The organism is Bacillus sp. FJAT-53060, assembly GCF_037104745.1.
GTDB classification, from domain to species: domain Bacteria; phylum Bacillota; class Bacilli; order Bacillales; family Bacillaceae; genus Bacillus; species Bacillus stratosphericus_B.
The window spans coordinates 1-22,439 of record NZ_JBAWSW010000005.1 but is presented as its reverse complement, the minus strand read 5'-3'; the positions used below and the strand labels follow the sequence as shown (position 1 = coordinate 22,439).

At 42.9% G+C, this 22,439-nt stretch carries 10 protein-coding genes; 6 read left to right on the top strand and 4 right to left on the bottom strand.

The features are described from left to right. Window positions 1-2: 2 nt before the first annotated feature. The 3 genes from WAX46_RS03525 to WAX46_RS03515 are packed head-to-tail and all read left to right on the top strand — an operon-like array spanning window position 3 to window position 14,650. The gene (locus tag WAX46_RS03525) at window positions 3-7,247 is read left to right on the top strand and encodes a type I polyketide synthase (protein WP_226567473.1); all 7,245 of its coding nucleotides are present in this window, start codon (window positions 3-5) and stop codon (window positions 7,245-7,247) included. Then, window positions 7,240-13,650 carry an HAD-IIIC family phosphatase gene (locus WAX46_RS03520; protein ID WP_336493363.1) on the top strand — a complete coding sequence of 2,137 codons (6,411 nt, stop codon included), beginning with the start codon at window positions 7,240-7,242 and terminating at the stop codon, window positions 13,648-13,650. Before WAX46_RS03525 ends, WAX46_RS03520 begins: the two co-directional genes overlap by 8 nt. Then, a complete protein-coding gene (locus WAX46_RS03515) occupies window positions 13,643-14,650 on the top strand; it encodes a phosphotransferase enzyme family protein (RefSeq protein WP_226567471.1) in 1,008 nt (335 codons plus the stop codon). The genes WAX46_RS03520 and WAX46_RS03515 overlap by 8 nt, the downstream gene beginning before the upstream one ends. A 41-nt stretch (window positions 14,651-14,691) precedes the next feature. Here WAX46_RS03515 and WAX46_RS03510 read toward each other — a convergent pair whose 3' ends face one another. The 3 genes from WAX46_RS03510 to putP form a co-directional block, all read right to left on the bottom strand. Beyond that, window positions 14,692-16,098 carry an alkaline phosphatase gene (locus WAX46_RS03510; RefSeq protein WP_226567470.1) on the bottom strand — a complete coding sequence of 469 codons (1,407 nt, stop codon included), beginning with the start codon at window positions 16,096-16,098 and terminating at the stop codon, window positions 14,692-14,694. A gap of 112 nt (window positions 16,099-16,210) precedes the next feature. Then, window positions 16,211-16,909, bottom strand: coding sequence for an MgtC/SapB family protein (locus WAX46_RS03505; protein WP_226567519.1), 699 nt, complete (start codon window positions 16,907-16,909; stop codon window positions 16,211-16,213). Between the two features lie 161 nt (window positions 16,910-17,070). Beyond that, on the bottom strand, window positions 17,071-18,552 hold the full coding sequence (gene putP, locus WAX46_RS03500; protein WP_226567468.1) for a sodium/proline symporter PutP: 1,482 nt from the start codon (window positions 18,550-18,552) through the stop codon (window positions 17,071-17,073). A gap of 403 nt (window positions 18,553-18,955) precedes the next feature. On the opposite strand from putP, the gene gatC reads away from it, so the two are divergent. Genes gatC through gatB form a run of 3 tightly spaced genes read left to right on the top strand, consistent with a single transcriptional unit; the run spans window position 18,956 to window position 22,162 of the window. Next, window positions 18,956-19,246 carry an Asp-tRNA(Asn)/Glu-tRNA(Gln) amidotransferase subunit GatC gene (gene gatC / locus WAX46_RS03495; RefSeq protein WP_226567467.1) on the top strand — a complete coding sequence of 97 codons (291 nt, stop codon included), beginning with the start codon at window positions 18,956-18,958 and terminating at the stop codon, window positions 19,244-19,246. 14 nt (window positions 19,247-19,260) lie between these two features. Then, window positions 19,261-20,718: an Asp-tRNA(Asn)/Glu-tRNA(Gln) amidotransferase subunit GatA gene (gene gatA, locus WAX46_RS03490; RefSeq protein ID WP_336493362.1), complete on the top strand. Its 1,458-nt coding sequence runs from the start codon at window positions 19,261-19,263 to the stop codon at window positions 20,716-20,718. A gap of 13 nt (window positions 20,719-20,731) precedes the next feature. Continuing rightward, entirely contained in the window at window positions 20,732-22,162 is a 1,431-nt protein-coding gene (gene gatB, locus WAX46_RS03485) for an Asp-tRNA(Asn)/Glu-tRNA(Gln) amidotransferase subunit GatB (RefSeq protein WP_336493361.1), read from the top strand. Between the two features lie 107 nt (window positions 22,163-22,269). Here gatB and WAX46_RS03480 read toward each other — a convergent pair. After that, a partial coding sequence (locus tag WAX46_RS03480) for an IS3 family transposase (RefSeq protein ID WP_336493385.1) occupies window positions 22,270-22,439 on the bottom strand: 170 nt, incomplete at its 5' end.

Sequence of the window (22,439 nt, the reverse complement as noted above, 5' to 3'; positions counted from 1 at the left end):
GTATGTCTGATCAAGAGCAATGGACTGAATCTGGACTTGAAATTGCAGTAGTAGGATTAGCAGGTACGTTTCCCGGAGCTCCGGATGTCCAAACGTTTTGGGAAAATGTATCGCAAGGGAAGGAATCCGTTACGTTTTTCACTGATGAGGAATTAAAGGCAGCGGGTGTGGGTGAGACGCTGCTAAAGCGTCCTGATTATGTGAAGGCAAAGCCATATTTACAAGATGCTGCATCATTTGATGCGGACTTCTTTGGCTATTCTCCGCGCGAGGCTTCAATGATGGATCCGCAAATTCGATTGATGCACGAATGTACATGGCATGCACTAGAAGATGCCGGCTATGAACCTGAACAATACGATGGGTTAATTGGTCTTTATGCTGGGGCATCTAGCAATCTATCATGGATGGGTCAGCATATGTCGTCACTTGGAAAGAACGAAGATGTGTTTCAAATCATGCATCTCAATGATCCGTCCTTTGCTTCTCGGGTTGCCTATAAATTAAATCTAAAGGGTCCAAGTGTATCAGTGCAAACGGCTTGCTCTACGTCACTTGTCGCCATCCATATGGCATGCCAAGGATTGATTGGAGGAGAATGTGATCTTGCGTTAGCTGGCGGTGTCACGCTTCATCAACCTCAGATCACGGGATATCAATACCAAGAAGGAATGATTTATTCTCCTGATGGTCATTGCCGTCCATTTGATGAGAAAGCAAAAGGGACGATTTTTGGAGAAGGTGCAGGGGTTGTTGCGCTAAAACGATTAAAGGATGCGATAGAAGACGGAGATTTTATTTATGCCGTCGTGAAAGGGTCTGCAACGAACAATGATGGGAGCAGTAAAGTCGGCTATACAGCTCCAAGTGTCAGTGGTCAGGCAAGTGTTATTGAATCTGCTTTAGAAATGGCCGAGACAGAACCAGAGACGATTTCTTATATTGAATCACATGGAACGGGTACGCCAGTAGGGGATCCGATAGAAATTGAAGCACTCACTCGCGCTTTTCAAACAGATCAACAAGGCTTTTGCCGGATTGGATCAGTCAAAGCCAATATCGGTCATTTAGATGCAGCAAGCGGCGTGGCTGGTTTTATCAAAACAGTCATGATGTTGCATCACCGTCAATTTACCCCGATGCCGCACTTTGACAAGCCGAATCACCGTATTCCATTTGATCAAAGCCCATTTTATGTTGGGACGGACAAAGAAGAGTGGAAGGCGTCTCATTTGCCAAGGAGAGCTGGAGTCAGCGCCTTTGGTATCGGTGGTGCAAATGCCCATGTCATCTTAGAAGAGGCGAAGCCAAGAAAAGCGCACAGCACGACACCTTCCAAGGAATTAATCGTGCTGTCAGCCAGATCAAAGCATGACTTGAAAAACATGACAAAGAACTTGAAGGAATATGTTTCCTCACATCATGAACTCTCAATTGGTCAAGCTGCTTACACCTTACAAAGGGGAAGAAGAGCGTTCCAATATCGTAAAACGTTTGTCTGTTCCACGCGTGATGAATTATTAGAACAACTGCATGATCTAAACGAGGAAACATTAGGTAGAGAAAGTGTTCTTTTCAAACGGATACGCATGAGGTCGTCTGGCTATGATGAGGCTGGTCTACAAAAATATATCAAGCTGTATGAGAAAGATTCTTCTTTCAAAAGAGAAGTGGATCGGTCAATAAGTCTCATCCAATCAGTGTTACCTATAGCCAAAGACCAGTTATTTCATACAAAACAACATATATCGGAAGGACAAGCAGAAGTAGCTATGCTGATCATGACATCGGCGTTTTCAAATCAACTGAAGGCATTCGGAATTGAGCCAGACGTATGGATTGGAGAAGGAAGTGGGGTTTGGACAGCATTATGTGTAGCAGGCGGTCTTGAGCTAACAGAAGCTGCATCCATTCTTTATCATCTCAATGAAACTCAAACGATGGATCAATGGCTGTCTACATTGCCTCAAAAAACGCTGCATCAGCCTGTTTACATTCAACAGACCGGAGAGGAACTGACCACTTTCCATCCATCGTCTGCAAGGCGTTATCTCGATATGGACAACACTGTAAACCTGTCTGCGATTGATCAGGAATCAGCTGCCTTGATCATCGACCTTTCAATGAAACAAGACATTATGGTTAAAAAGGGAGCAGAAAAAATAACCGAAACTCTTGATGGGGACATCCTTCAAATTGCAGGTGCTCTTTGGGAAATGGGGGTCGATCTAGCTTTTCCTTTAACAGAGGAGAAAAATAGGCAGCGTATTCCGCTCCCAGGGTATCCATTTCATAAAAAAGACTTCTCTGCACAAACAAAGCCTATGGCATCTATTGAACCGCAAAAGTCGCAGGAGGAAAAGCGTCTATTTTCATCGCTTGCTTCTTTACAAAAAGACATTCACGACATTGTTCAAACTCATTTTGGATTCGATCAAATGGACGATGAATCGCCATTTTTTGAATTTGGTGCGACATCTCTCGATATATCCCAGCTTGCAGCGAAAATATCTGAGCGAATCGATCAACAAATCGACACTGTTCAATTATACCGTTTTGCCACGGTAGCAAGCCTCTCTGAATACTTGTTTGAAGAGCAGACAGAACGTGAAGAAACACCTGCTTTACTCCCAGCAAAAATGACAACACAAGAACATGCAGATATTGCCATTGTCGGAATGGCAGGAAGGTTCCCAGGGGCTTCGTCGCTAGAAGACTTTTGGCAGCGTCTTGTGAATGGCGAGGAAATGATTCATTTTTTCACAGAAGAAGAGCTCAAGAAAGCGGGGCTGGATGCGGCTGTTTTTCAGCATCCAAATTTTATCGGAGCAAAAGGTCGTTTACAAGACATCGAAGGCTTTGATGCAGACTTCTTCAACTACTCTGCTAGAGAGGCAGAGCTGATGGATCCGCAGTTCAGACTCTTGCATGAATGTGCTTGGGAAGCGCTCGAGGATGCAGGCTGTGACCCTGACAGAATGGCTGGGAAAATTGGGGTTTATACAGGAACAAGTCCAAATCATGAGTGGCTGACGCGTTTTGCACACCAGATGGATGAAACAGAGCAATTCAGCGCCATGCTGTTAAATGATCGTGAGTTCTTTAGTACGCAGCTTTCTTATAAATTGAATTTACACGGGCCGAGTGTGACGATGCAGACAGCTTGTTCGACCTCACTCGTCAATATTGGCATGGGATGTCAGGCGTTATTGAATCAAGAATGTGATGCAGCGCTGGCAGGCGGTGTGACGGTCAGCTCGCCAGAAAATATCGGCTACATCTATCAAGATGGAATGATTCAATCAAAAGATGGCCATTGCCGTCCCTTTGACCAACAGGCGAGCGGAACCATTTTCGGAGATGGCGCGGGGATTGTTCTGTTAAAACGTTACGAAGATGCAATAAGAGACGGCAACCCGATTCATGCTGTTATCAAAGGGATTGGCGTGAACAATGATGGCAACCGAAAAGCTGGTTTTACCGCACCGAGTGTGGAAGGACAGGCAGAGGTTTTAAAAGAAACCTATGAAAAGTCAGGCATAGACCCCGCTTCCATTGGTTATTTAGAAGCGCATGGTACGGGGACAAAAATGGGAGATCCAATCGAGGTATCTGCCCTCAGTCAAGTGTTCAAAGGAATAGAGCCGCTGAGCATTCCAATCGGCTCTGTCAAAAGCAATGTCGGACACTTAAATAGTGCAGCAGGGATCGCAGGTCTGTTTAAAGTCATTTTGTCCATGCAACATAAAACGATTCCACCGACCATTCATTATGAGTCGCCAAATGAAGATATTCCTTTCAAAGATACACCGTTTTATGTGAATCAAAAGGCACTGTATTGGAAGGAAACAGATAAGCCGAGAAGAGCGGGCATCAGTTCTTTCGGTATCGGCGGGACGAATGCTCATATGATCATAGAAGAAGGAATAAAGGCTAAGAAAAAACCAGCTTCTCATCAAAAGCAACTGCTCGTCTTATCTGCAAAAACCGATACCGCTTTAGCGGCAATGACAGATCAATTAAAGCAGTATATGTTGGAACATCCTCAAGTTCCGCTCGAAGATATCGCTTATACATTGCGCTATGGCAGAAAGCAATTTTCGTACCGCAAAGCAATCGTGCTCTCGTCTGCTGATGATTGGAGGCAACAAAAACAAATAGAAACCAGTGTGTTCCGAAGCAAAAAATGGCGTAAAGCTACATTTATGTTTTCTGGTCAAGGTGCTCAATATGCTGGCATGATGCGTGGTTTATACGAAGCAGAACCAGTATTCAAATGGGAAGTAGATAGATGTTTTAAATATGTACTGGAAACAGAGCAAGTTGATTTAAAGGCAGTTGTTTTTGCAGAGGATCATGAAACAAACCAGGACATCACAAAAACGTCAAATGCTCAGCCGCTTCTCTTTATTTTTGAATATGCATTAGCAAAAATGCTACAGCATAGTGGTGTTGAGCCGGAATCTATGATTGGACACAGTATTGGTGAATACGTTGCAGCTTGTTTGTCAGGTGTCTTCTCGTTGGAATCTGCTTTAACACTCGTTATGGCAAGAGGCAGATTGATGCAAGGGATGGAAAAAGGCGCAATGCTTAGTGTGCAGCTATCGGAAACAGAGCTTACTTTGATGATGGATAAATCGCTTTCTATTGCTGCTATCAATGCGAAAGACCTTTGTGTCGTGTCTGGTAAGGAAGAGCATGTGACCGCTTTTGAAAAGAAGTTACAAGACAAAGGGATTGTCACGAGGCAGCTGCATACTTCCCATGCCTTTCATTCATATATGATGGAGCCGATGCTTGAGGAGTTTCATCAATTCGTAGAGCAAGTGGAATTTCATGAGCCGTCGATTCCGTTCATCTCAAATGTGACAGGCACATGGGCGAAAAGCGAAGAGGTGACGACAGCGTCTTATTGGACGAATCACCTTCGCGGAACTGTTCGGTTTCACGATGGCTTATCTCAGCTATTAACCGATGAAGTACTAGCACTCATTGAGGTAGGACCTGGGAACAGCTTGACGGCATTAGCGAAGCGTCATGAAAACAAAGAACATCATCATGATGTGCTGAATATGGTGAGGCATGCACAAGAACAAGCAGATGATCATGCGTATTTCTTAAAGCGAATAGGAGAGTTATGGGCAGGCGGCTACGAGGTCAAGGCGCAGCAATATCCAACACAAGAGGATCATCAGCTTGTATCGTTACCAACCTATCCATTCCAACGCAAACGATATTGGACTGAAGCAGGAAAGCCAGCTTCTCCGCAGCTATCAGTCCCTAAGGAAACAAAGAAGAAAGAGATGGGGGAATGGTTCTATCTTCCTTCGTGGGAGCAGCAGCCGCTAAAACCAGTTTTCGAAAAAGAAACAGAAGAACAAACATGGCTCATTTTTCGGGAAAAGGATGCCTTTCATGAACTGTTTACACAATCATTCATCCAACACGATATTAAGGTCATTTCTGTCACAAAGGGTGAAGCTTATCAAGAGCTAGATCAGTCGTTTACGATCAATCCGGCAGAAGGCCAGCACTACCGTAACATGCTAGATTCATTGTCTAATAGAGGTGTCAATATCCATCGGATTCTGCATTTATGGGAAGCTGCGAAAGAAGATGACAACTCGAATCGACAAGCCGCTTTTCAGGCGCACATTGAAAAAGGCTATTACAGTTTAATTTTCTTATCTCAAGCGATTGCTGCCCAAAAAAATATTCGAGAATGTCGTCTGTTTACTGTCACTAGCGGAATTCAGCCAGTCACAGGACATGAGACGATTTGTGCAGAGAAAAGTGCAATGCTTGGACCGTGTAAAGTCATTTCACAGGAATACCACCATATCAAATGCTGGAATATTGATGTGGAGGACGTGCCAGACGTGATGTCTTGGAAGGAACAAGCACTTGTCGATCTGATTGTTCAGGAAATCATGCAGCCTGGAAAGGACCAGCTTGTGGCGTATCGCAATCGTCAACGCTGGGTACAGAGCTACAAACATTTGCCGCTGCAAAAAGAGGATGGGCTTCCAAACATGATCAGGCCAAATGGTGTGTATCTGATTACAGGCGGTTTAGGAGGCATCGGTTTTGTCCTATCAAAGATGCTGGCGAAAGAAGGAAACGTCCATCTTTATTTAACAGGAAGAACAGCATTACCGCCAAGAGACGAATGGGCGTCCTATACTCATCAAGAGAATGCGGATGAAGGGATGCGTACGAGAATTGAGAAAGTACTTGAGCTCGAACGATTAGGTGCAACAGTTGAGGCGATGCAGGCGAATGCAGGAGATCTTGATGATATGAAGCATGTGTTTAGTGCCATTCGTAATAAGCACGGCGGCGTTCATGGTGTGTTCCATGCGGCAGGGTTGCCTGGCAGTACATCCTTCCGGGCGATCAAAGATATACCTTCTACACTCGCACAGGGAGAGGATCAATTTCAATCAAAGGTGAGAGGGCTTGATGTGTTAGAGCAGCTATTAGATCAAGAGCAAGCGGATTTTTGTCTGCTCTTTTCATCCATTAGTGCATTACTTGGTGGCTTAGGATTCTCTGCTTACTCAGCGGCTAACTTATATATGGATGCATTTGCAGCTAGACTCAATCAAAATAGTCAAACCCCATGGGTGTGTGTGAACTGGGATGCGTGGAATTTCTGGGGTGAGTTGGAATCGACAATTGGTGAATCAATTAATGAGCTTGCTATTTTACCAGAAGAGGGTGCCGAGCTGTTTCAATATGTTCTTTCTAATCGACAAAATCGACACATGCTCGTGTCAACAGGAAGTCTTAATGAACGGATAGATCAATGGCTGTCACTAGAGTCGAAGGCTGCAACGAGTGAGGATTCATATGAGGTGTCTAAGCACGAAAGGCCAGAGTTGAGCAATCCGTATGTGGCCCCTAGAAATGAAACTGAAAAAGCGATCTGTCAAGTATGGCAAGACTTTATGGGCATGGAACAAGTGGGGATTCACGACAACTTCTTTGATCTCGGCGCAAGCTCGCTTGATATTGTTCAAGTCACCAACCGGTTAAATCAAGCACTTCAAACGAATGAAGCGGTTGTTACGTTGTTTACGTACCCTTCTGTCGCAGAGCTAGCGAAATATATCCAACCTTCTGATGAATCGAAGGAAGAATCGATGGAAGAAGAACTAGCCGTCGTCACATCAGGTGATCGAAGAGCTCGTTTTAAACAGCAACGAAATAAAAGATTGAGAGGCGGAATCGAGAATGAATGATACAACAAATCACTATCATGGCGCAGAAATTGCTGTTATCGGTCTTGCAGGTCGTTTTCCAGGTGCCAAAAACGTAGATGAATACTGGGAGAATCTGAAAAAAGGGAAGGAAACGATCTCCTTTTTTACAGAGGAGGAATTACGGGGTGAAGGTACAGATGAAGCCTTATTAAAAAACCCTCGCTTTGTCAAAGCAAAAGGGATGCTTGATGATGTCGATTTGTTTGATGCAGATTTCTTTGACTATACACCAAAAGAAGCAGCCATGATGGACCCGCAGTTCAGACTGTTTCATGAATGTGTTTGGACGGCGCTTGAGGATGCTGGGTACGACCCATTTGAATACAAAGGTCAAATTGGTCTTTATACAGGTGCAGGAATCAATACAGAATGGGTCATGAGAGCACTTCAAGGTGCTGTGCAGGGCGAGGACTCGAAAACACTAGAAACCGCTGTTCTGAATATGCGTGACTATTTGGCCACGATGATCTCATATAAACTAAATCTGAAGGGGCCGAGTATGGTGGTGCAGACCGCCTGCTCGACCTCTATGGTATCGATTCACTTGGCAGTTCAGGCTTTACTAAGCGGAGACTGTCATATGGCTGTTGCAGGCGGCGTTTCCATTCGTCTGCCACAAAAATCGGGTTATCTCTATCAAGAAGGCATGATCCATTCATCTGATGGACATTGCCGCGTATTTGATAACAAAGCTGATGGAACCGTCTTTGGTGATGGTGCAGGAGCTGTCATTTTAAAAAACTTAGAGGATGCCATTAAAGACGGCGACCATATTTATGCTGTAATTAAAGGATCCTCCATTAATAATGACGGAAATAGAAAAGTAGGGTATACGGCTCCAAGTACCAAAGGCCAAGTATCAGCTATTAAAACGGCTCTTAGAATGGCCGAGGTGGATCCTGAAACCATTTCTTACATTGAAGCACATGGGACCGGTACAACACTTGGAGACCCCATTGAAATTGAAGCACTAAAGCAAGCGTTTGATACGGATAAAAAAGGGTTTTGCCGCATTGGCTCAGTGAAATCAAATGTCGGTCATTTGAATGATGCTTCAGGTGTTGCCGGCTTTATTAAAACAGTCTTAAGCTTAAAGCATCAAGTGATTCCTCCGACGATTCATTTTGAAACACCGAATGAAAAAATTGAATTTGCAAATTCACCTTTCGTTGTCAACACAGACTTGACGCCATGGGGTGAGCAAGCAACTCCTCGCCGAGCGGGTGTAAGCTCATTTGGGATTGGTGGAACAAACGCGCATGTCATTTTAGAAGAAGCACCGAATACACGTGTAGCAGCAGATGATACAGGTGATAGTGAACTTCTTTTATTATCTGCAAAAACACCAGAAGCACTTGAGAAAATGACGGATCATCTTGCAGACTATTTACTTGAGCATCAGCAGCATGTCCGTTTAGCAGATGTCGCTTATACGCTTCAAACAGGACGCCATCATTTTCCGCATAAACGTGTCATTCTCGGAAGTGACACAGCTGACATGTTACAGGCGCTGAATCAAAGGTCAAAAGAGGTGGTCAAGACAGCCAGTTCTCAAACATCGAGCCGGCCTGTCGTCTTTCTTTTCCCAGGCCAAGGATCTCAGTATGTGGACATGGGGCGTCAGCTTTATGACAAGTACCCAGTCTTTAAGGAAGCGTTGGATCAATGTTTTGACCAATTCAATCAGCATGTCTCAATTGACCCATTCAGCATTTTATTTTCAACAGAAGCAAGTCATGACCGTCAGCTAATCAACCAAACAGAATATACGCAGCCTCTGCTGTTTAGCGTTGAATATGCTTTAGCTAAATTATTGATTCATTTTGGGATTAAACCGCAGGCGATGATCGGTCATAGTATCGGAGAATACACAGCAGCTGCCGTGTCAGGTTTACTATCTGTAGAAGATGCCATAGATCTTGTGTCTTATCGTGGACAACTCATTAGTCAGCTTCCGAAAGGCTCTATGCTAAGTGTTCCTTTGAGTGAACAGAAAGTGTTGCCATATTTAACAGAAGAACTTTCACTCGCAGCAGTAAATGGTCCTGAGTTATGTGTCGTTTCAGGTGAGACGCCAGCTATTGACGCACTAGCTGAAAAGCTAGAGGCTGCTGGACATGGGTGTAGAAAGCTTCACACCTCTCATGCCTTTCATTCCAAAATGATGGATGACATACTTCCATCATTCAAAGAGAAATTAGCTGAGTATCAATTGAATTCACCGTCTATCCCATACATTTCTAACGTCACAGGTACGTGGGTCGAAAAGGAAGCGGTGAAAGACCCGGCATACTGGGCTGATCACTTGCGGCAAGCGGTTCGTTTCCGTGATGGAGCAGAGACATTACTAACTGAGCTTGATCCGATTTTGATTGAAGTAGGACCAGGAAATACGTTAAGTGCCTTTATTCGTCAAGCCGCTAAGGAACACACTCAGCAGCCAATTCCATTGATGCGTCATCCGAAAGAAGAGGCAGCAGACGATCGCTATCTTTTGAGCAGACTGGGTGACATTTGGCTACAAGGAGTACCGATTGACTGGACAAAGTTAAGACAACACAAATCAAACCAAAAAGTATCCCTGCCAACCTATCCGTTTGAACGACAAAGATATTGGATCGACAAGGTAGATACATCAGCACTATCCCCGTCCTCAGGTGTTCAAATGGTTGTGCCGAAAGAAAACAAGGGAGAAGAAATAGAAGAAAGCAATCAAGGACAAACCATTGCCACAAGCGACATTGAAGCAACACTAAAGCGTATGTGGAAAGACATTTTAGGATTAGAAAAGGTGGAAAGGGACGATCATTTCTTTGAACTTGGTGGACATTCGTTAAATGCGACCAGTCTCATTTCTCAAATTCACAAGGAATTTGGTGTGGAGCTAACGCTCACAGACATGTTCAACAATCCGACGATTGAAAAGCTTCAAGTATTCATTGAAAGGGCAGAGAAGCATCAGTATTTCAAAATCGAACCGGTGAAGCGGAAAGACACGTACCCATTATCTGCAGCTCAAAGACGAACGTTTCTTATTCATCAGCGTATTGGTCAAGTCACCTCATACAACATGCCAATGGCGCTTAGATGTAAAGGAGACATCGATGTTGAGCGCTTTGAACAGACCTTCAGGCAATTAATTGATCGCCATGAAACTTTGCGGACGACATTTGAATTAAAAGATGGGGAACCTGTTCAGCGGGTGCACGATGATTTCCAGTTTGCCGTTGAAATGACAGAGGCTAAGGAAGAGGAATTAGAAGCACAAATCGATGAATTCATTCGACCATTTGACTTAAAGGCTGCACCATTGATCCGTGTGCGGTTTGTCAAGATCGGAACAGTTGATCATCTTTTATTAGTCGATATGCACAATATTGTCGCTGATGGTGCGAGCATGAACATTTTTATTAAAGAATTTACTGAGCTTTATCGCGGAGAAACCTTGCCAGAACTTACTGTTCAATATAAGGATTATGCAGAATGGCAGGAAAAGTATTTCCGCAGCGAGATGTTTCAAAAGCAGCAGGATTATTGGAAGGAGCAAATTGGTTCAAACGTTCCGACCTTGACGATGCCATATGATTTTGAACGGAAGGAACAATCCTTCTTAGGAAGAGCGATTAAGTTTAACATTGAGCCGCACATCGTGGAAAAAATTGAACAGCTAGCTGAACGATATCAGCTGACGAACAACGTCATCTTATTCCAGTTATATGGTCTGCTGCTCTCACGCTATGCCAATCAGGAGGAACTGATTGTCGGTTCACTTGTTGCTGGCAGACGTCACGCAGATATTGAACATACAATTGGTATGTTTACGAACTTCCTGCCAATTAAACTAGAAATGGAACAAGATGCATCCTTTACAGAGCAATTGGCTCAAACAAAACAAGTACTGCTTGATGCATATGATCATCAAGAATACCCATTTGACCAAATGGTCGAACACCTGAATCCAAAAACAAGACCGCACCGCAACCCATTCTTTGATACGATGCTCATTTATCATAATGAGTACGATCCGAATATTAAAATTGAAGCCGATGGACTGACCTTTGAAACGCATGAGTTTGCAAAGGGAATTTCCAAGCTTGATATGAAAATGGATGTTGTCAGAGAGGTAACAGGCGAGTTAAAGTGCGTTCTTCAATACAATCTTGCTTTGTTTGAACATGAGACGATGCAGGCTTTCGTGACGCATTTCCAGCGCTTGGTCGAACAGGCTGTTCAAGCCCCAGATCAATTGCTCAAGGATTTCGACGTGCTTTCAGAGGAAGAAGAAAGAGTAGCGCAAGAGAAAAGAGAACGGGCAGAGAAAAAAGCACCACTTGTGCTGGCAGTCAGCTCAACGTTTACAGCAGATCCGGTCGCTCCATACATTCAGTATTGGGCGAAACAGTTTGATGTGCAGCTCGATGTTCAGTTTGCACCGTATGGACAGGTTTATCAAGAATTATTAAATGAAAAGAGCCTCATCTCTCAGAAGAAAAATGGAGCCAATCTTCTACTCGTTCGTTTGGAGGATATTACTGGTCCAGCTCATGTATCACTTGAAGAAAAGAAAAAGCTCGCCTCAGAACATGCTGAAGAACTCGCAAACGTTCTCAAATTAAAAACGAACCATAACCTATATTTTGTTGGCATTTTGCCATTGAGTCCTGCTTTTAAAGACACCCTTCAAGACGTGGAACAAGAGTGGATCGCCCAGCTATCTGATATTGACAATGTTCAGCTAATCGATTGCCGTCTTCTTGGACAGCAATATCAGATTGAAGAGATTTTTGATGAAAAAGGAGAGCAAGCCGCTCATCTCCCATTCACGGAGGCCTTTTGTGGAGCAATTGGCACAAAAGTAGCGAGAGAGATTGTCGCATGGCGAGGTGTACCATTTAAAGTGGCTGCTATTGACTGCGATCATACACTTTGGAAAGGCGTCGTTTCAGAAGACGGTGTGGAAGGCATCGACATTACGCCAGAACACCAAACGCTCCAACGCTTCTTAAAACAAAAGCAACAAGAAGGATTGCTGCTTGTCTTAAGCAGCAGGAACAATGAAGAAGATGTGTGGCGTGTATTTGAAAACCATCCTGATATGATCTTGCAAAAAGAAGATATTGTCGACTGGCGGATCAATTGGGAAAGTAAACCTATCCAACTAAAAGAAATGGCAGATTCACTGAATCTTTCGTTATCTCAGTTTATTTTCTTAGATGATGACCCGGCCCAGTGCCTGCGTATGAATGAAGAGTTACCTGAAGTGATGACGCTGCTGTTACCTGCCAATGAAAAAGCGATTCCGTTATTTGTCGAGCATGCTTGGGCATTTGACCGTTATGAAGTCACCGATGAAGATAGAGGGCGAACAACGAGCTACAAGGCTGAAAAAGCTCGTCAAAAAGAGCAAGCAGAGTCGCCATCAATGGAGCAATTTTTGCAAAATTTGAATTTGAATATGAGCGTAACAGAATGGAAAGAGCAGCACCTTGCCCGCGTGGCCCAAATGAGCAGTCGCATTAACCAGTTCCGTTTAAACGATCAGCGTTTTGATGAACAGCATCTGAGAGAGCAGATGGAGAACGAGCATGTTCAGGGCTGGATCATTGAGGCAGCGGATCGCTTCAGTCACGAAGGAGTTGTAGGAGCCATCTTGGCGCATCGAACAAATGAAATCTTGAAAATTGATGCATGGATGCTGAGCTGCCGTGCGCTAGGGAAAGGGATTGAGCAAAAATGTCTGACATGGCTCGCTGAATATAGCCGTCAGCACCAACTTTCCACCATTGAATTTTCGTTTGTACCTACTGGACGTAATCAGCTGTTCAAGACATTTATGGAAGAACATCAGATGCAGAAGATGGAGTGGCAGCAAACATATCGAATACAAGTGAAGGATATCGATTCATATAGTGATCACATTCAGATCGTCACTCATTTGTCACCCCTTCAGCACTCAACTGGAGAAATAGATGATCACAAGACGGAGGCAGCAAGTGATCTTGTTTCTCAGACTTATACATGGGAAACTATTCAAACAGATCAAACGAAGCACAGATGCTATGTGCAAGCTCTTAAGGTGCATGATGAAGAAGGTCTTCGGTCATTATTAAAAATGGATCACACGCAATATGATGGACTTTACGCGCAGCCAACCAATGAACGTGAGGCATTACTCATGAACATTTGGTGTGACATTCTTCATGTGAAAAAAGTAGGAATTGACAACGACTTTTTCGATTTAGGAGGAAATTCTTTACTTGCTGTCAAAATGGAAGTAGAGATTGAAAAGAAGGGTTGGTATGTTGATGATTTGAATTTTGCTGAAAAACACACCATTCGCGAATTGGCAAAATATATAAAGAGGGAGAATCAGCATGCATAAAGATGTAAAAGCCATATATGAAGAATCAAACATTTTAGATGAGGCGACTCATTTATATGGAGTCCAGCGAAGTGACATCCATTTTATCGCAGATGCAGAAAACTATGTGTATGAAATGAAAAAAGGCGAAGAGTCTTTCATTTTAAAAATTACCCATACCATCCGCAGATCACCTGATTATATTTTAGGTGAAATGGAATGGCTGCATCACTTAGCGAAGGGTGGTCTTTCAGTTGCGAAACCCATTGCTTCATTAAATGGTCGAGATATCGAGCAAGTAGACGATGGTCGAGGCGGTGCATTTTTACTTCGAGTATATGAAAAAGCACCAGGCCGAAAAGTCGAAGAGGCAGACTGGAACGATGAATTATTTTATGCTCTTGGACAATATACAGGGCTCATGCACAAACTGACAAAAAGCTACCAGTTGTCAGACGCACGTTATAAAAGACAAGAGTGGGATGAAGAGGAGCAGCTTAAGCTACGAAAATATGTACCCGCAGATCAGACACTTGTGTTCGAGCAAGCGGATCGGTTAATGGAAAAGCTAGCAAAGCTTCCGAAAAATAAAGATACGTATGGATTGGTTCATGCGGACCTGCATCACGGAAATTTTCACTGGGATCAAGGGGAAATCACGACCTTTGATTTCGATGATATTGGGTACAACTGGTTTATCAACGACATCAGCATTTTGCTATACAATGTCTTGTGGTACCCAGTGATTCCGTACGAGGACAAAGCTGCTTTTGCAGGGAACTTTATGAAGCATTTCCTTAAAGGCTATCGGAAAGAGAATGAGCTGTTGGATGAATGGCTCGCATACATTCCTGATTTCCTTCGCTTGCGCCACATGCTCATTTATGGGTTGCTGCATCAAGCATTTGATTTGGCCACAATCGGAGTAGAAGAGAAGGCCATGCTCGCTGGCATCCGTTCTGATATTGAGCAAGCGACTCCTATTACGACGTTTGACTTTACAAAGCTAAGTCAATCTTAAAACAAAAATCCCCGCCTAATTGATGAGGCGGGGATACTTATTTATGGGCGATAAGTGGAGGATGATTCAATAATTTGAAACAAGTTTTTTCCTTGCTTGGTATTATCAATCCAGCCTTGAAATGCTGCTTTTCCTGGACCATATGCATAGACAGGGACATCCTCTCCTGTATGGGCAAATGTTGTCCAACCTGAGAAAGAACGCTGATCAAAGATACGTTGAATACTTAACTGGATCGTACTTGCATGCCCTGATTGTGCTGCTTTTTCTACCTGTGAAATTTCTTCTGTTGTCAGTGAGAAATCAATATTGGTGTGAAGTACTTCATTGACAGATTGGCCATCTGCAATTTTCTTTGCCATATACACAGGCGTTTTCTTTGCAGCTAGGATGGGTGCTGGATCCCATTTATAGCCGGTTTCACTTGTCATCCCGTCTGCGCCAAAGGAAAACCCGCCAGTCGAATGGTCTGCTGTGATGACCACGAGGGTTTCTTGGTCTTTTTTAGCGAATTGAAGAGCTGCTTGGACTGCTTTCTCAAAATCCTCCATCTCACTCATTGCACCGACAACATCATTTTCATGCCCAGCCGAATCAATCGTGCTGCCTTCGAGTAGCATAAAGAAGCCATGCTGGTTGTCTTGATTCAATTGAGTTAGTGCTGCCTGCGTCATGTCTTTTAAAGTAGGGACATGCTTTGGGCGGTCAATGGCTCGATCTAGCTCATCTTCTTGAAATAAGCCGAGCATTTGCTTTGATGATTGAGACTTAAAATCGTCTTTTGATCGAAGAATGGAATACCCGCTCTTCTTAAATTCTTGAACGAGATTACGGTCTTTGCGGTCAAAATATTGCATTCCGCCACCAAGAAGGATATCAACTTTGTGCTCTCCATTGATTTTCTCATCAAAAAAGTGGTCTGCAATTTGTTCTTTGTTTTTTCGGGAAACGTTATGTGTGCCAAAAGCAGCTGGTGTTGCATCGGTGATATCAGATGAGACAACAAAGGCAGTTTTCATTCGTGCTTCCTTTGCCGCTTCAACGACACTTCTAAGAGGTTCTTTTTCATGATTGACGGCGATGGCGTTATTGTATGTTTTTTTTCCAGTTGCCATGGCTGTGGCTGCGGCAGCAGAATCAGTAATATTATCTCGAGGGTCATCTGGGTGCGTCGTCTGCATCCCGACTAAATAAGGATCCCAGACGGTTTGTCCTTTTGCAGAAGAATGCTTTTCCTGTTTGAATGTACGGTAGGCTTTGATCATGGGCATCCCCATTCCATCGCCAACGATAAAGATAATGTTTTTTGGTGTCTTCGTTTGTTTTTTGTCTGCTGCATTCGTTGATGTGGGAGAGACATAATGTGAGGTGAGCATAACAGCTAGCATGAGAGCTGTCAGAATAATAGTAAAGAGAAGAATACGATTTTTACGATTCAAATAACCCATTAGAAATCCCCTTTTATTATTTTTTCATATTTTGTATTTTATTTGAATATAAGCCGTTGTTCAACCCCTAATCCCATAAAAAATGGTAATGAGACTTTTGTCTCATCACCATTTACACCGTATCACACTTCACGCCAACAACGCCTTCTAAATCTTTAATATCAAAATATACATCGGTTGTATAGCGATCTTTATGCACACGAACGCGTACTTCCATGATCGGATAGTCCTTTTCCTTTAAATCATCAATTCGAACAGAATGAATGCGGATATTAAGTGCTTTCATTTCTTTTAAAATGTTCGTCATCCGGTTTCGATCAGATAGAGACATTCTGATACGAATTTCTTTTTCCTGTAAGCGAATCGGCCCGATTCGTTGGAAGATCCATGGTAAAAATTCGACGCTGACAAGAATAAAGAAAAGACTGATGAAGGCTTCTTTATAAAAACCTGCACCTGTTGCAACCCCAAGTCCTGCTGCCCCCCAGATCATGGCGGAAGTCGTTAGACCTGAGATGACATCATTGCTTTTTCGAAGAATCACGCCTGCTCCAATAAAACCAACACCAGATATAATTTGCGCCGGTAACCTGAGTGGGTCCATTTGAAGCTTAGAGACTCGAGGGAAATTGTAGGCTGCATCAATGCTAATGATGGTTAATACGCAGGAGCTGACAGCAATGACAATACACGTTTTTAAGCCGAGGGGCTTTTTTTTAAGCTCGCGTTCAAGACCGATGATCAAACCAATTAAGGTTGCCACGGCTAATTTTAAGACAGTATCCCATTCAATTGTCCAAGACATGCGTATCGCTCCTTTCATTTCATTTACGTTTCACATCATGTATATGACCTTCTCACAGCCATATGGCTGCACAACTTCTATTTTATTCAGAAATGGGAGAAAGAAAAGCATTTTATTTAAAAATAAAGAGAGTCATCCGCTAAAGGGCAGATGACTCTTCACTTTTGTTATTTTGTTTCTTCTTCAAGGTGATCTTCCATTTTGGTAAATAGCTTCTTAGAAGCTTTAGACGGTTTATTGGTCAAGAGGCTGACAATGATCGCAGTCAAACCACTCAAAATAAATCCGGGAACCATTTCGTACAAGCCAGTTGTATTATTCAAGCCGGTTGAGATCCATGTTAAGACAACCACTGCTCCTACAACCATTCCTGCTAGTGCACCGTGATGGTTCATTCGCTTCCAGTATAGACATAGCAAGATGACTGGACCAAATGAAGATCCAAAACCTGCCCAAGCATAACCAACAAGATCAAGAATAGTATCACTTGGATTAAGAGAAAGACAAAGCGCGATAATGGCCACAACTAATACAGACATACGTCCGATCATCACCAGTTCTTTGTCTGACGCTTTTTTTCTAAAGAAAGTACGGTATAAATCCTCTGTCATCGCACTTGCTGTCACAAGCAGCTGTGAGGAAATTGAACTCATAATCGCAGCTAAAATGGCAGAGAGTAAAAATCCAGTAATATACGGATGGAATAACACTTTAGAAAGTACAATAAAGATGGTTTCAGGATCTGCCAAAGTAGTACTTGTTTGATGTACATAAGCGACTCCGACTAATCCGACAGAAAGTGAACCAATGACTGATACAATCATCCAGCTCATTCCGATACGACGCGCTGGTTTTAAATCTTTTACAGTCGTAATGGCCATAAATCGAACAATGATGTGCGGCTGTCCAAAGTAACCAAGCCCCCATGCTAAGAAAGAAATAATGCCAATGACGCTCGTTCCTCTGAATATATCAAGCAATTTTGGATCAATTTGTTGTATATCTTGGTACGTGGCAATTGGGCCACCTAACTGAGTAAAGGCAACGATAGGCACGAGCACTAAAGCTAAAAACATAATGACTCCTTGAACAAAATCAGTTAAACTAACTGCCAAAAAGCCGCCTAATAATGTGTATAAGATCACGATACTAGAAGTTAAAATCAAACCAAACATATAATCAGCGCCAAACGCTGATTCAAATAAACGCCCCCCTGATACCATACCTGATGAGGTATAGAGTGTAAAGAAAATCATAATAATGATAGCTGATACAGCTTTCAATAGAGTAGATGAATCTTTAAACCGTTTATCAAAAAAGTCTGGAATGGTGATCGCATCATCAGCAACCTCTGTATACGATCGCAAGCGAGGAGCTAAGAATAAATAATTTAAGTAAGCTCCACTAATCAAGCCAACAGCAAGCCATCCAGATGAAAGCCCCGTTGTATACATAGCGCCTGGAAGTCCCATAAGCATCCAGCCACTCATATCTGATGCGCCAGCAGATAGAGCTGTCACATAAGGACCTAGCCCGCGTCCGCCTAACATATAATCATTTAAGTTATTTGTTTTTCTAAATGAATACCAGCCAATAGAAAGCATTCCAATAAAATAAATAGATAAAGAAATTCCAATTTCAATACTCATGTTTCCATATCACCTTTTTCGTATTAATTTGACATCACCTCAATTAAAATTTACACAGAACATCAAAATGGTCTGTGCTTACTGCTATGGTTATTTAACCTACCAGAGAATACCCAGGTGATCAACCTTCTTAAACCCCGCCACCCGCAAAAAAATACGTGTATTGGCTATAAGAATCTATATGTAAGCGTTTACAAAATATATAAAAGAAAAAATTTTCTGAAGAATAAGAATAACATATATAAATATTTTGGGCAATTGCTTATTTGAACGGTGAATGGATAATATCCCTTTTCTCAAGCCTTGGTAAAGTTGCTTTAGAACAGTAAAATTTGATATGATAAAGTGTATATGACTTATGATCATGACCATCAACACGCATTATTTTTGGAGGTGAACCTGCATGTCAAGAATTAAAATAGAAGAAGTAAAGCACGTTGCGCATCTAGCAAGGCTTGCGATTACAGAAGAAGAAGCTGAGATGTTTACAGAACAGCTTGATAGCATCATTTCATTTGCAGAGCAGTTAAACGAGGTAGATACGGAAAACGTTGAACCAACCACACACGTATTAAAAATGAAAAACGTCATGAGAGAAGATGTTCCGAATAAAGGTCTTTCCATTGAGGCAGTCATCAAAAACGCGCCTGATCATAAAGACGGCTATATTCGTGTGCCATCAATTTTGGACTAAAGGAGGCCCGAGACATGTCACTGTTTGATCACAAAATTTCTGAATTAAAAGAGCTTTTACATAAAAAGGAACTGTCTGTTACTGATTTAGTGGACGAGTCTTATAAACGAATCAATGAAGTAGATGGGAAAGTTCAAGCATTCCTTGCATTAGACGAAGAGAAAGCACGTGCGTATGCAAAGGAATTGGACGAGGCAGTTGGTGAAAAGGGCGAGCTTGGCCTATTGTTCGGTATGCCGATTGGTGTCAAAGACAACATCGTGACGAAGGATTTACGTACAACAGCATCAAGTAAGATTTTACAAAGCTTTGATCCAATTTATGATGCAACTGTTGTGAACCGTCTAAGAGAGGCGGAAGCTGTCACAGTCGGAAAATTAAACATGGACGAATTTGCAATGGGATCATCTACGGAGAATTCTGGCTACAAAGCGACGAAAAATCCATGGAATTTGGACACAGTTCCAGGTGGATCAAGTGGTGGATCAGCAGCAGCAGTTGCAGCAGGTGAAGTACCATTTTCCCTTGGATCAGATACAGGCGGTTCCATTCGTCAGCCGGCATCTTTCTGTGGTGTTGTTGGTCTTAAACCGACATATGGCCGTGTATCCAGATACGGTTTAATTGCATTTGCTTCATCATTAGATCAAATTGGGCCTATTACGCGTAGTGTAGAGGATAATGCATATATTCTTCAAGCGATTTCTGGCGTCGATCAAATGGACGCAACAAGTGCAAATGTGGATGTACCAAATTTTCTTTCTTCATTAACTGGCGATATCAAAGGTCTTAAAATTGCAGTGCCAAAAGAATATCTTGGCGAAGGTGTGGGCGTTGAAGCGAGAGAGTCTGTTCTTCAAGCGTTAAAAGTATTAGAAGGACTCGGTGCTACATGGGAAGAAGTGTCTCTTCCGCATTCTAAATATGCACTTGCGACATACTATTTGCTGTCTTCTTCAGAAGCATCTGCGAACCTTGCGCGCTTTGACGGCATCCGCTATGGCTACCGTACAGATCATGCAGACGATCTCATTGATTTATACAAAAATACACGTTCTGAAGGTTTTGGGAACGAAGTGAAGCGCCGCATCATGCTTGGCACATTCGCTCTAAGCTCAGGATATTACGATGCGTATTATAAAAAAGCACAAAAAGTCCGTACATTGATCAAAAAAGACTTTGAAGATGTTTTCGAAAAGTATGATGTCATTGTAGGACCAACAACACCAACTCCTGCATTTCACATTGGTGAAAAGACAAGCGATCCTCTTACCATGTATGCAAACGACATTTTAACGATCCCTGTGAACCTTGCAGGTGTTCCAGGAATCAGTGTGCCTTGTGGATTTGCAAGCGGCCTTCCGCTAGGACTGCAAATCATCGGCAAGCACTTTGACGAAGGAATAGTTTACCGCGTGGCTCACGCTTTCGAGCAAGCAACAGATCATCATAAACCAAAACCTGAACTGTAAGGGGTGAATCAGAATGAACTTTGAAACGGTAATAGGACTTGAAGTCCACGTAGAGCTAAAAACACAGTCAAAAATTTTCTCAAGTTCGCCGACACCTTTTGGTGCAGATCCCAATACGCAAACAAGTGTCATCGATCTTGGTTATCCTGGCGTACTACCGGTTCTGAACAAAGAGGCGGTGAACTTTGCAATGAAAGCAGCTATGGCGCTGAACTGTGAGATCGCAACAGACACAAAATTTGACCGTAAAAACTATTTCTATCCTGATAACCCAAAGGCTTATCAAATTTCGCAATTTGATAAACCGATCGGGGAAAATGGTTGGATTGAAATTGAAGTAGACGGAAAAACAAAACGAATCGGTATCACACGTCTCCACCTGGAAGAGGATGCAGGAAAGCTGGCGCACACCGATGACGGATACTCACTCGTTGATTTCAACCGCCAGGGCACACCGCTTGTTGAAATCGTATCTGAGCCAGACATTCGCACACCAGAAGAAGCGTACGCATACTTAGAAAAGCTAAAATCCATTATTCAATATACAGGCGTCTCCGACTGTAAAATGGAAGAAGGCTCACTTCGCTGTGATGCCAATATTTCTCTTCGTCCAATTGGTCAAGAGAAGTTTGGAACAAAAACAGAGCTCAAGAACTTGAACTCGTTCGCTTTTGTTCAAAAAGGACTTGAATTCGAAGAAAAACGCCAAGAGCAAGTACTGCTTTCTGGCGGTCTGATAGAGCAGGAAACACGCCGTTATGACGAAGCGTCTAAAAAGACGATTCTCATGCGTGTCAAAGAAGGCTCAGATGATTACCGCTACTTCCCAGAACCAGATTTGGTGGAGCTGTACATTGATGACGCATGGAAAAAACGTATAAGGGCGTCGATCCCAGAGCTTCCAGATGAGCGCCGCAAACGCTACATCGAAGAGCTTGGACTGCCTGCATATGATGCAATGGTTCTGACGCTGACAAAAGAAATGTCTGATTTCTTTGAAGCGACCATTTCAGAAGGTGCGGAAGCGAAGCAAGCATCGAACTGGCTGATGGGTGAAGTATCTGCATACCTAAACTCCGCTCAAAAAGAGCTGGAAGGAACAAAACTAACGCCGCAAGGACTTGCCGGCATGATCAAACTCATTGAAAAAGGAACGATATCCTCTAAAATTGCCAAAAAGGTATTTAAAGAGCTGATCGAAAATGGGGGAAATGCAGAAACAATCGTCAAAGAAAAAGGACTTGTCCAAATATCTGATGAAGGTGCGCTGCTCAAACTTGTCACAGAAGCACTTGATAACAACCCACAATCCATTGAAGACTTCAAAAATGGAAAAGACCGTGCGATTGGTTTCTTAATAGGTCAAATCATGAAAGCATCGAAGGGACAAGCAAACCCGCCGATGGTCAACAAGATTCTCCTAGAAGAAATCAAAAAACGCTAAATAAAAAAAACCGCCTCATCTGGGGACTGACCCCCGTTTTTGAGACAGGGATCAAAACACCTTTATGAAACAGCCAGTTGTCGAAACTCTTTCGGTGACTGGTTGTTTCATTTTAATTGAATTCGGATATTATTATTATAATTAATATATTCCCTGACCGTTTTTTCTACAATGGCTGTTGTAGTGTTTGTCAGGTGGTGGAGATAGAATCCTTCTGATTTTAAACTGGAGTGGAAGGATTCGATGGGGGCATTATCAGCGGGCATTCCCTTACGGG

Bases quoted from the DNA above. Each gene is read 5' to 3' on its own strand.
- WAX46_RS03525 (WP_226567473.1), top strand. From the start codon at position 3: ATGTCTGATCAAGAGCAATGGACTGAATCTGGACTTGAAATTGCAGTA.
- WAX46_RS03515 (WP_226567471.1), top strand. From the start codon at position 13,643: ATGCATAAAGATGTAAAAGCCATATATGAAGAATCAAACATTTTAGAT.
- gatB (WP_336493361.1), top strand. From the start codon at position 20,732: ATGAACTTTGAAACGGTAATAGGACTTGAAGTCCACGTAGAGCTAAAA.
- putP (WP_226567468.1), bottom strand. From the start codon at position 18,552: ATGAGTATTGAAATTGGAATTTCTTTATCTATTTATTTTATTGGAATG.
- gatA (WP_336493362.1), top strand. From the start codon at position 19,261: ATGTCACTGTTTGATCACAAAATTTCTGAATTAAAAGAGCTTTTACAT.
- WAX46_RS03510 (WP_226567470.1), bottom strand. From the start codon at position 16,098: ATGGGTTATTTGAATCGTAAAAATCGTATTCTTCTCTTTACTATTATT.
- WAX46_RS03520 (WP_336493363.1), top strand. From the start codon at position 7,240: ATGAATGATACAACAAATCACTATCATGGCGCAGAAATTGCTGTTATC.
- gatC (WP_226567467.1), top strand. From the start codon at position 18,956: ATGTCAAGAATTAAAATAGAAGAAGTAAAGCACGTTGCGCATCTAGCA.